At 37.9% G+C, this 12066-nt stretch carries 11 protein-coding genes; 5 read left to right on the top strand and 6 right to left on the bottom strand.

The features are described from left to right. Window positions 1-711: GSCFA domain-containing protein (locus AC1W31_RS19065; RefSeq protein WP_481736085.1), on the top strand; the 711-nt coding region annotated here is incomplete at its 5' end. A 389-nt stretch (window positions 712-1100) separates the two neighbouring features. Continuing rightward, window positions 1101-1913 (top strand): enoyl-ACP reductase FabI, encoded by an 813-nt coding sequence (locus AC1W31_RS19060; RefSeq protein ID WP_481736084.1) that lies wholly within the window; start codon window positions 1101-1103, stop codon window positions 1911-1913. A 63-nt stretch (window positions 1914-1976) separates the two neighbouring features. Here AC1W31_RS19060 and AC1W31_RS19055 read toward each other — a convergent pair whose 3' ends face one another. Together AC1W31_RS19055 and rimO are read right to left on the bottom strand one after the other, a co-directional pair. Next, on the bottom strand, window positions 1977-2447 hold the full coding sequence (locus AC1W31_RS19055) for a Dps family protein (RefSeq protein WP_481736083.1): 471 nt from the start codon (window positions 2445-2447) through the stop codon (window positions 1977-1979). Between the two features lie 216 nt (window positions 2448-2663). Continuing rightward, complete coding sequence (rimO, locus tag AC1W31_RS19050; RefSeq protein ID WP_481736082.1) at window positions 2664-3974, bottom strand: 30S ribosomal protein S12 methylthiotransferase RimO; 1311 nt, start codon at window positions 3972-3974, stop codon at window positions 2664-2666. 128 nt (window positions 3975-4102) lie between these two features. Between rimO and AC1W31_RS19045 the strand changes: the two genes are divergently transcribed. Beyond that, on the top strand, window positions 4103-4315 hold the full coding sequence (locus AC1W31_RS19045) for a hypothetical protein (RefSeq protein ID WP_481736081.1): 213 nt from the start codon (window positions 4103-4105) through the stop codon (window positions 4313-4315). Between the two features lie 60 nt (window positions 4316-4375). Here AC1W31_RS19045 and AC1W31_RS19040 read toward each other — a convergent pair whose 3' ends face one another. Continuing rightward, window positions 4376-5203 (bottom strand): hypothetical protein, encoded by an 828-nt coding sequence (locus AC1W31_RS19040; RefSeq protein WP_481736080.1) that lies wholly within the window; start codon window positions 5201-5203, stop codon window positions 4376-4378. 442 nt (window positions 5204-5645) lie between these two features. Here AC1W31_RS19040 and AC1W31_RS19035 point away from each other — a divergent pair, with 442 nt between their 5' ends. Both AC1W31_RS19035 and AC1W31_RS19030 read left to right on the top strand, forming a co-directional pair. After that, window positions 5646-5849, top strand: a complete 204-nt coding sequence (locus AC1W31_RS19035) for a hypothetical protein (RefSeq protein WP_481736079.1) — start codon at window positions 5646-5648, stop codon at window positions 5847-5849. A gap of 36 nt (window positions 5850-5885) precedes the next feature. Beyond that, window positions 5886-6341 carry a hypothetical protein gene (locus AC1W31_RS19030; RefSeq protein WP_481736078.1) on the top strand — a complete coding sequence of 152 codons (456 nt, stop codon included), beginning with the start codon at window positions 5886-5888 and terminating at the stop codon, window positions 6339-6341. A gap of 128 nt (window positions 6342-6469) precedes the next feature. On the opposite strand, the gene AC1W31_RS19025 is transcribed toward AC1W31_RS19030, so the two are convergent. From AC1W31_RS19025 to AC1W31_RS19015, 3 genes are all read right to left on the bottom strand, one after another. Then, window positions 6470-7783, bottom strand: a complete 1314-nt coding sequence (locus tag AC1W31_RS19025; RefSeq protein ID WP_481736077.1) for an amidohydrolase — start codon at window positions 7781-7783, stop codon at window positions 6470-6472. 214 nt (window positions 7784-7997) lie between these two features. Next, the gene (locus tag AC1W31_RS19020; RefSeq protein ID WP_481736076.1) at window positions 7998-8339 is read right to left on the bottom strand and encodes a LytR/AlgR family response regulator transcription factor; all 342 of its coding nucleotides are present in this window, start codon (window positions 8337-8339) and stop codon (window positions 7998-8000) included. A gap of 33 nt (window positions 8340-8372) precedes the next feature. Next, window positions 8373-12066, bottom strand: a 3694-nt coding sequence (locus AC1W31_RS19015; RefSeq protein ID WP_481736075.1) for a CHRD domain-containing protein, incomplete at its 5' end; no start/stop codon positions are given.

Raw genomic sequence — 12066 nt, 5'->3', positions numbered from 1 at the left:
CATTCTCAATTTATCAGTAATTCAAAGGAAAATTTAAAAGAGCAAATTAACCAAACCATTTTTGCTGTTAATTGTCAACTTCCTACCACAAATCATCTCATCATTACTTTTGGAACTGCCTTTGTTTACAAATTGCTGAACCCACAAATTTACGTAGCTAATTGTCATAAATTGCCCAATAGTTTGTTTGAAAAAGCCCTTTTGAGCGTGAAAGATATTTGTAAATCCTTTGCAATTTTTCACGCAGGATTGAAAGAAATTAATCCAGATTTGAAGATAATTTTAACGGTTTCACCCGTGCGACACACCAAAGATGGCGTTGCCGAAAATCAGGTTTCGAAATCTATTCTTAGAGCGGCTTGCCACTATTTAACTACTGATTATGAAGACGTTGAATACTTTCCATCTTACGAAATCATGATGGATGATTTACGTGATTATCGTTTCTACAAATCAGATTTAATTCATCCAAATGAAGTAGCGGAGCAATATATTTTTGAAAAATTTATGGAAACTTATTTTGACGAGAACTTGAAAGATTTTACCCAAGAATGGGCATCAATTCAAGCTTCTTTAAATCATCGTGCTTTCAACGAAAAATCCGAAAGTCATCAGGTTTTTTTGAAGAAATTGTTGGGAGATTTGATAACGATTGCTCATGAAGTTGACGTACGAGAAGAAGTCAATTTTGTTAGACAGAAATTGATTTGAGGTTATTAACTTTTCCATTATCGAACAGAATTTTATCAAAAATAAACAGTTTTTAAAGTATAAATATCTGCAAATAGCTATAAATCAATGCTTTATATTTTTGGCACAGCATTGGATAAATTATTTGGTATAATATATAAAACAATATGCTACAACTCAAAAACATTTTCCGATGGTATAATTCGGGTGCCAACCGTGCTTTTGTGCTGCGTGATGTGAGTCTCGAAATCCAAAAAGGTTAGTTTGTTTCTATCATGGGACAATCGAAAAAAACATTCGAGATTTTCACTGAGCGACTTTTTTGTTTTTTTCTTGTAAAAACTCCGTACTTTTGTAAACAAATCTTGATAAAAAAATGACGGCTTTCGTCGAAAATCCACAATAAAATCATGTCATACGGACTTTTAAAAGGAAAAAGAGGAATCATCTCGGGAGCATTAGACTCTAATTCAATCGCTTGGAAAGTGGCTCAACGTGCCAAACAGGAGGGGGCAATTTTTACGCTAACAAATGCACCAATTGCGATGCGTTTAGGCGAAATCAATACATTAGCCGAAGAATGTGAAGCAAAAATTATCCCTGCCGATGCAACATCAGTCGAGGATTTAGAGAAACTTTATGAAGGTTCGATGGAGGCATTGGGTGGTAAAATTGACTTCGTTCTGCATTCAATCGGAATGAGTGCTAATATTCGCAAAAAACGCCCTTACGGTGATTTGAACTACGAATGGTTCTTGAAATCATTGGATGTTTCGGCTCTTTCTTTTCACAAAATGTTGCAAGTTGCCGATAAAATGGACGCAATAAATGAGCAAGGTTCGGTAGTGGCTTTATCATACATTGCGGCTCAGCGTTCATTTCCTGATTATACGGATATGGCACAAGCAAAAGCGATGTTAGAATCAATTGCTCGTTCGTATGGATACGTATATGGCAAGAAAAATGGAACGAGAGTAAATACTGTCTCGCAATCGCCTACGAAAACATCAGCAGGAACGGGGATTTCTGGTTTTAATGCGTTTTATGAATATGCTAATCAAATGTCGCCATTAGGAAATGCTTCGGCGGATGAATGTGCGGACTATGTAATTACTTTATTTTCGGATTTGACGAAAAAAGTAACGATGCAAAACCTTTTTCACGACGGAGGATTCTGTTCAGTAGGTATTTCTGAGGAAATTGTTGCTAAAATGGAAGCGTAATTATACTGAATAAATTTAAAAAGCGCTACAGAAATTATTTCTGTAGCGCTTTTGGATTAGTTTTTATTTTAAATATGATCGAATAAACCAAGCTATTTTCTCATGTTCTTGCATCAAGCCCGTTACAAAATCGCTACTTCCGAGGTCTTTATGTTCATCAGCAAACAGTGTTGCCATTCTTCTTAATTCCTTGATAATCGTTTCGTGGTCTGCTAAAAGATTCTGTAATTGAGCCTTTTGTTCTGTAGTATATTCTTGCTCTTCCAAATTGGTTAAACGAGTATAATCCTTTAAACGGGCTTCTGCATAATGCCCTAAAGTACGGATACGCTCGGCAACATTGTCAATAATTTCGTCTAATTGTTCATACTGACCTTCGTATAATTTGTGTATTTCCATAAAATTACTGCCTTCCACATTCCAGTGATAATTACGAGTTTTGGCGTAAAGCACAAATTCATCAGCTAATAATTTATTTAATTCAAGGGCAACGGCTTGTAAATGTGGGTGAGGAATTCCGAGATTTGCGTGCATGATTTTCTGTTTAGAATGTTTATTTGAAGATTCATATCTATTGATAACCATTAAAAACCAAAGAAAGTTACACTAAAAGAAAAATCCTTATAGAAATGATTTCTGTAAGGATTTTAACATTGAATCTTAAATAGACTAATGTTATCTAAGTATCCGTTAGGAATTAGTTTATGTTTGAATCTATTATAATTTACTGATTGATAGCAAGTTAGATTACTACAAAACTAAGTCGCCGTACAAATCAAATTCTTCGGCTTTATTGATTTTTACATTAGCAAAATCTCCTAATCTTACAAATTGCTTTGCTGGAATAAGTACTTCGTTGTCAACTTCGGGCGAATCAAATTGTGTTCTTCCAATAAAATTTCCTCCCTCTTTTCTATCAAATAAAACTTTATAAGTATTACCAATTTTTGCTTGGTTCAACTCCATCGAAATATCCTGTTGCAAAGCCATAATTTCATCGGCACGCTCTTGTTTCACTTCGGTTGGCACATCGTCTTCAAAAGAATGAGAATGGGTTTGGTCTTCGTGCGAGTACGTGAAAACGCCCAAACGGTCGAAACGCATTTTTTCTACAAAGCGATAAGTTTCCTCATAATCCGCTTCGGTTTCCCCTGGATGTCCCGCAATTAGTGTTGTTCTCAAAGCTATTTCAGGCACTTTATCACGAATGGCGTTGATTAAATCTTCGGTTTTCTCACGGGTAATTCCACGACGCATTTTTTTCAAAATTTCCGTTGAACCACTTTGCAAAGGCATATCTAAATATTTGCAAATATTTGGTTTTGAGTTCATTACGTCCAAAACATCCATCGGAAATCCCGCTGGATAGGCATATTGCAAACGAATCCAATCCAAGCCTTCAATATCCGAAAAATGTTCTAATAATTCAGAAAGATTACGTTTTTTATAAATATCTAAACCGTAATAAGTTAAATCTTGGGCAATTAAAATTAATTCCTTTGTTCCTCTTCTCACCAACGATTTTGCTTCAACAACCAAGTCTTCAATCGTTCTCGAAACGTGTCCACCACGCATCAATGGAATAGCACAGAATGAACAAGGACGGTCGCAACCTTCGGCAATTTTTAGGTAAGCGTAGTGCGTTGGCGTGGTTAAAAGACGTTCACCCATCAACTCATGTTTGTAATCTGCTTTGAGGGTTTTTAACAATCTTGGCAATTCATTTGTACCAAAAAAAGCATCTACCAAAGGAATTTCAGCTTCTAATTCATCTTTATAACGATGTGAAAGACAGCCAGTTACGTATAATTTGTCAATCATACCTGCTTCTTTGGCATCCACGTATCGGAGAATAGTATCAATCGATTCTTGTTTGGCATTATCAATAAAACCACAGGTGTTTACGATAACAATATTAGAATCATCCTTCTTAGATTCGTGGCTCACATTCATACCGTTGCCTTTCAGTTGGGTATAAATTACTTCCGAATCCACCAAGTTTTTGCTACACCCAAGGGTAACGATATTGACTTTATTTTTTAATTGTGTTTTAGTTTTCATTTGAAAAAGCTGTGAGCTTTGAACGATGAGACATGAGCTTTTCGTGATGAAATAGACTATCTCTTTTAAAATTAAGGTGCAAAGTTACGACAAAGTGAATTAACTTTGTGGTCTTAAATTTTAATAACATGGATTTCAACTTCAAAAAATATCATACACGTTCTATCAACGCATCTTCTGGCGAAGAACGAGCTGCCATTAATCAAGAATTAAAGGATTTTTATGCCTCTTTGAATAAAGAAGAGCAACATGAATTTAATCTACAATTACAAACCTTTTTGGCTCGTGAAGTTGGACGTTTAAAAACTGATTATGAGGCGATTAAAGGTGCAAACACATAGATATATAGGGAACGTAGGCTTTATAGAAAAGATTTTTAAATTGAAAATGCTATTTTTTGCTTAAAAATCATATCCAATAGAAAGCCCCGTTACATTGACATTAGGTGAACAACCTCTGATTGAATCAGCCGTTCCAATATTGATTCTTTCGTAGCGGAGTTTTAGGGTTACTTTTTTAACCCTCACGCCCAACTCAACGGACGGTGAAAGCCACTTGGTTAAATCAATTTCTGCATTGGAATTTGCCAGGTTTTTTGAATCCGTTTTTAATTTTGAAATAATAGGATAACTCGCTGATATTCTAAGGCTTAATTTGACTTTTGATTTGGTATTATAACTCAATTTCGCTCCCAAAGCGGGCGACAAAAACTTGTATTTCTCCTCATAAATTAAGGGATTTCCCTCCGTTCCATAATCGGCTGAACGACTCCAAATTTTCCCTTCGATACTCACAAAAGGTTCAATAATTGTTCTCGAACTATCTCCTAATTTTATGGGAATCCCCGCATCAATATTGACAAAAGCACCTTGATAACTCGTTTTTGGCATTCCAGCACTACCCGTACCTGATATTCCAGTTGGACCAAAAGCGGCTCCATTTTTTAAATCGTTGTCAGCCGTATTTACTGCTGAAGCATCACTATTCAAATTTGTACTATTCCCTAAACTATTAAACACACTTCCATTAATGGTTAAGTTTAATTTTTTGGTTGGTTGAAATTGTATTTGAAGTCCTGCTTTACCCACAGTAGAGCGTTCAAACCAATCAAAGTTTTGGATGGAAATATTGGGCGTAATCGTGAAAGGCTTCTGAATATCAGACGATTGTGCGAGAGTAGTTAATGAAAAACCACTCAAAAAAATGCCAAAAAGTACATTTCGTTTCATATTCGAGGCCCGAAAAGGGAGTTTGTCGTTTAAGTAGATTTTACAATTAATAATAACGGTTTGTTAAGAGGAAATATTGCCCTAAAATTACGACAATTATGAATCCATTATCCCTAAAAATTTGTTAAAATTTCCTAAATATTTTTGTATGGGTAACATAATTAATGAATTAGAATAAACGCAAAAATTATCCATTGAGAATGTCCATTTGATAAAATAAATGGCATATTGGTTGCTACAAACTACAACTGAAATGATGTGCTGATGTATTCAATTCTAAACTTTGAAGATAGGTCGTTGGAAGAAGATGAAATTTAGTTAATCATCTCGAAATGAAAATTATAGATAAATTTAATTTTTTGATAATATAATCTATTGTTCAAAAAGAAGATATTGAAATTAACTTTGAGAAAATGGATAAACCTGCTTGATTAGTAAAAAAATGTACAACTTCGTTTATTTTCCAACGAATGCTTTGTTCATAATTAACGGAAAAATAACAGATGCTGGATATTTACCTAAGTACGTAAAACCCGAAGAAATTGATAAATTAGAAGTGATGGAAATTGAATTAACCAAAACAAAATATGGTGATAAAGGAAAAAGAGGCGTAATTTTGATTTCTACAAATAAATTAATAAATTAGAAGAAAAATAAGATAACCCCATAATATTTATATTTTATGAGAAAGATTTCCACACTTTTGTCAATAACAATATTTGTGTTTCTGACCAGCTGCCAAGATACAAAACAAATTACTGACCTTCAAGACCAAGCTCGTAGATTGGAAGCTCAAGTTCAGAAAGAACGTCAAGAAAATGCTGAATTAAGTAGTTACCGTTTCAGTATGGAAAGCCAATTCAAGAGAAAGAATGAAGACTACGTGAAATGTCAAGAGGATGGAAAGGATAACTTTGAGTCTTTGAGTAAAAAATATGGTGAGTTGGGGTCGGATTATGATAAATTGCAAGCGGCTTACAAATCTTTGAATGAAGCAAATGATGCAAGCAGAGAAATGTCGGCTCGTGTAATTGTTGATTTGGAAGAAAGGATTAAACAAATCAGAAGCTCGGATGCAGTAGCCAGTAATTCAAATTCGCCTGCTCCCCGGGTGAAACGTAAGAAAAGAAGAAGATAGTTATTAGTTTTTCAGTAAGCAGTTGGCAGTCAAAAACTGCTTTTGATTTATAAAAAAATAGGAAGGTTTTCATTCAGTTGAAACCTTCCTATTTTTGTTATCTATTTCTGCAAGCTGCCTGCTGAAAATTACTTAGCATTTCCAGCTTCCATATAATCAACTACTAAACTTGCCATTGATTTCATGCCCAATACGAAACCACCTTCGTCGATGTAGAAATCAGGTGTGTGATGGGGAGCAGTTTGACTTTCTAATTTCCCTTTAGGAGCGCCACCCAAAAAGAAAAATAAGCCTGGTACTTTTTGTTGATAAAAAGCGAAGTCTTCCGCACCCGTAACCGCAGGAGTGATGGATACATTTTCTTTGCCCGCAATACCTTCCAAAGTAGGTATCATTTTATCAGTCAAAGCGGCATCATTGAAAGTTATAGGACACATTTTAGTGATTTTTACTTCCGCAGTAGCTCCTGCACTTTGAGCAATATTAGTGGCAATTTGAGCAATACGAGCATGAATCATATCTTGAACAACAGGGTCTAAGGTACGGATTGTACCATTCATATTAACTTCTTCGGGAATGATATTACTTCTCACACCGCCGTTAATCTGCCCAACGGTAACTACCGCAGCAGATTCGGTAACAGGGACATTTCTACTCACAATGGTTTGCAATCCCATGATTACTTGCGATGCCGTTACGATAGGGTCAACACTTGCCCACGGATATGCACCATGAGATTGTTTTCCTTTAATTTTGATTTTGAACCAGTCTGAACTGGCCATTGTACCACCAGGACGGTATTTAATTTTCCCAATTTCAGTTTGTGCATTAATGTGTAAACCAAAGATGACGTCTACTTTTGGATTTTCTAATACTCCCTCTTTTATCATCAAAGCGGCACCACCTTCTTCGCCTTCGGGAGCTCCTTCTTCCGCTGGTTGGAAGATGAATTTTACTGTACCTTTCAAATCCTTTTGCATTCCTACCAAAATCTCGGCAGTACCCATCAAAATTGCCACGTGCGTATCGTGTCCGCAGGCGTGCATTACGCTTACGGGTTGCCCGTTATATTCGCCTACTGCCTTAGAAGCAAACGGAACTTCAACCCTCTCTTTTACCGGTAAACCGTCCATATCCGCCCGAAGTGCTACTACTGGGCCGGGTTTTCCACCTTTTAAGATTCCGACAACGCCAGTTTTACCAACGCCAGTTTGTACTTCAATCCCTAATGATTTAAGATGATTTGCAATTTTTTCGGCTGTTTTGAATTCACGATTTCCCAACTCTGGATTTTGGTGAAAGTCTCTTCGCCAAGCGATTACTTTTGCTTCGAGTATTTCGGCTTTTTGAGCAATTTTGGCTTTCAGAGCCGTTGAATTTTGTCCATTTGAGTTTGATGAAAGAAACCCAATGAATGCCATTAATAGCATAAATTTTTTCATATTAATTGTGGGATTTTTAGTTTGATAAATGATTTGACAGGTAATATACAGAAAAAGTGTCAAACCTAATCAAAATAATTAAGCATTCCCTAATGGAAATTCTCCTACCTGTGATTCTGCTAAATAATCTATTCCAGTAGGATACATACTAAATAAAAGGCAGGCCTCGACTAAATCGAGGCCTGCCCTAAAATACGCATCCTTAAATATGGTATCAGTTTTTTAGATTTTCTACCATAGATTTCCGTCTTCTGGAAATGGTTGCTTTATGACCGTTTTCCATCGTCACATACTCTTGTTCTTTATTGTATTCTTTTACAAAATTTGGATTAATCATAAAAGAACGGTGAACCCTAAGAAAACCACGAGTTTCCAGATAATTTTCAAAGAATTTCAAGGTATGAGCCACCACTTTTTCTTTACCATGTTGCAGGTAAAAAGTGGTATAGTTTACATCACTTTTTAATAGAACGACATTTTGAAGTAATATTTTCTTCAATGTTTTCTGATTAATAATTAGCAGAGACTCGTTACCTTTTTGCTGATATGTTTTCATAGAAATAATGTTGAAGAGATAAGTAAATAATAGTTAAAAACCGATTTCTAATTTACTGGTTGTTGTGTTTAGTTTAAGTTGTCCCGTACCTCGATATTCCAAGTTTTTAACGACTCCCGTAGTATTAAGGGTTATGACATGACTGTTGTCAATAATGACATAATCACCCAATTGTGGTATTCTGCCAATGTCCCAAGTCGAGTTGGATTCCCAATTACCCGTGGCAACACTAATGACCAACGTTGCGGTGGATGTTGCTTGGAATTCGTAGGCTCCCATATCGACTCTTCCGCCCGAAAATCTTCTCAAATTATCATCCAAGTCTTTGTCCGTTAAGGTAATAGCACCATTGTCTCCTCGGTCAATTGCCAAAGAAGATGCTTGTAAATGATAGTCTCCTGTAATATTTGGTGATAAACCATCGGGCGTTAAGTTGACAAATTTTGGATCCATCGATAAGTTGCCAACCCCTGCATATCCACCTTGAATGGTTGAATAGGTGATGATTGATTGGGTATCATTGAAAGGGAGTGTATTGCCCCAAATGATTGAATTCTTAACTATGGGTTGCGAAGAAGCATTGAAAATACCCCCATTATATCCGCCATTTCCCGCCAATGTGGTATTCGTAAACATCGGATTTGAGTTATTGTTATAAATACCCCCAATGCCTTTATTACCTGCAATCAAGGTGTTGTCAATTTTTCCATGGCTGCCATCTTGGAAATATAATCCTGAGCCAAAACCCGCCTGATTCCCCATGAATTTACAGAACCTAATGGTAGGCTTGCTGGCATCACCCGCATAAATCCCTCCTCCGGTTACAGCGGCATTATTGGTCACGGTACAATTGACAATCATCGGACTTCCCGCATTTTTCACCACAATACCACCTCCCGTTTCAATGGTAGTAGTTGTGGGAGCGAGTGTATTAGGGGCAAAAAAAGTTCGGTTAGGGTCAAAGTTGGCGTATCCATCCGAAATGGTAAAGCCGTCCAAAACGGTTGAAGAACTCAAACCATTCATCACGACCACGTGATAGGAATTATCACTCGCTAATTTTTGGCCTCCAATATCGCCACTCAAAATGGAGATATTAGTTCTGAAATTACGGTCAATCAAATTATCCTCCGTTCCCAAGAATCCTCCGTACACAAGCACATCGTTTGGAATGTTAAAAGAGACGGTTCTGTCGGAAGTATTAGTGGGTTTGTAAGTTCCCTTAGCCACCCAAACTTCCACGCCAGTCGTTGCAGCAGCCAATCCCGTTTGGAGATTACCGTAAGCCGTTGCCCACGAATTACCATTTTGAATAGGAGCGGCAATTTTAGTAATATCGACAAATATTCGGTTCACCACCGTTAGGGTTACGTCATTACTTTTAGCTGACAGACAAGTAATGGTATTGGCTGTTTGCTCACATTTAGTATAATATTGGGTCGTAACGGTTGGCGAAACGGGCATGGTCACGGAGCCATTATCCGAAGTTTGATACCATCGTAAGGTAAATGTTCCGAGAGTTCCCGTGCAACCCGTGGAGGTTAAAGTAATAGATTGACCACTATAAATTATTCCACCCGTTGCCACAGGCGTTGGTGGATTGAGAATGGTCAAAGTTACCACGTTAGATTTGGCACTCACAGCGGTTACGGAATTGAAAGTCTGTTCACATTTGGCGTAATAATCGGTGGAAACCAAAGGTGAAACGGGCATGGTTACCAAGACATTATCGGCATTTTGATACCATTTTAAAACAAACGTTCCGACTGCACCTGAACAACCCGTGGCCGTTAAAGTCGTGGCTGTTCCCAGACAATTAGTAGCTCCCGTTGCCACTGGAGGGTTTGGAGATAACACTGTTACAGTAATATCCGTAGAATTTCCAGAAATACAAGTAATTCCGTTCAAAGTCGTTTCACATTTTGCGTAATAATTGGTCGTTGCCGTGGGTGAAACGGGTATAACTGCCAAAGCATTATCGGAAGTTTGATACCATTTCAACACATCATTCACGCCCGAACAACCCGTTGCCGTGAGCGTGATACTTGCTCCAAAGATGATTTGGGTATTTGCCTGTGGCGTTGGAATTGTCACGACTGGATTAACGTTTACGGAAGTCGTTGCTGTACTCGTACAACCGTTCACATTAGTTACCAAAATTGTATAAGTCCCTGATATTGAAGTTGTTGATAATAGAATACTTGGACTTTGTGCCATTGAAGTGAACGTATTTGGTCCACTCCATAAATAAGAACCAACGCCTCCGCCTGTAAGATTCAAAGTAGTTCCCGAACAAATGGGTGAGTTATTGCTGGCAGTTGCCGTTGGAAGTGAATTGATGACTACTGCCGTTGTTGCCGTATTTGTACAACCATTTACATTGGTAACAGTTACCGTATAAGTTCCTGTTGCTAAAAGTGTTACACTGGCAATACTTGGATTTGTATCTGTTGCAGTGAATGTATTTGGTCCACTCCATGCGTAAGAAGTTCCACCGCCAGCATTTAGGTTCAAAGTATTCCCTGCACAAACGGGAGTGTTACTGCCAATGGTTGGTACTGGTCTTGGATCAACATTGACTGTGGTCGTTGCCGTGGTTGAACATCCTGTGGCAGTATTACTTGCCGTTATTGTATAAAGCTGTGCTGCACTTGGTGAAACCGTTACCGTTTGTCCTGATAAATTACCTGGATTCCAGACAAAATTATTGGCCACACAAGCCGTACTTAATTGTCCTCTGATTTCGCCACCTGGGAAACTGGCGTTATGAATATTGGCGTAATAAAGTCCCGCCAATAAATCCGTTTCTTGGGTCGTGGTCAGCGTTCCTATATAAGTGAAACTACCCGAAGTTGCTGATGGAACGCCTGAGAAACCAATCTGAACGGGGCCATTTACGCCAACTGCCCCTTTGTGAAGATGGGCAGCCGAGGCATTAGCGGTTAATCCATTGAAAGTGAAAGTCAATAATAATTGTTTGGTAACCTTATCGTATGTTCCAGAAACATTACCCGTTGCAGTTGAAGCATTAGCTGGTACTTCTGAAGCGCCACTGAGGGTGGTGTTAAAGGTTAGCAAATTACAAGTTGCCGTTAAAGATGCCGTTGAGCCTTCGCAAATGGTTTGATTAGCACCTGTATCTACTACTGGCAATGGATTCACCGTCACCGAAGTCGTAGCGGTTGAAGTACAGTTATTAGCATTGGTTACGGTTATTCTGTAAACTCCTGAGGATAAGATGGTTGCATTGGCAATCGTTGGACTTTGTGCGGTTGATGAATAGCCACTTGGTCCTGTCCACAGGTAAGTTCCAATTCCTCCACCTGTGAGAGCAACTGAATTTCCTGCACAAACTGGTGAGTTATTACTGGCGGTTGCCGTTGGTACTGCATTCACTGTTACTGCAACCGTCGCCGTGCTTGTACAACTACTGGTATTCGTTACTGTAATCGTATAAGTACCTGTTGCTGAAATAGTTGCGTTGCTTATCGTTGGACTTTGAGCCGTTGATGAATAACCATTTGGTCCCGCCCAAGCATACGTACCAATTCCTCCACCCGTAAGAGAAATATTATTCCCTGCACAAACAACTGGCATGCTACTACTTGCCGTTGCTGTTGGAATGGCATTTACTATTACTGCAACGGTTGCTGTACTTGAACAGTTAGTCGAATTAGTAACCGTAATTGTGTAAGTACCTGTTGATAAGGTTGTTGCGTTTACAATT

The sequence above is a fragment of the Arcicella sp. genome, assembly GCF_964672035.1.
Note: the sequence above shows the minus strand (reverse complement) of the source record. Positions and strands in the feature narration are given on the sequence as shown.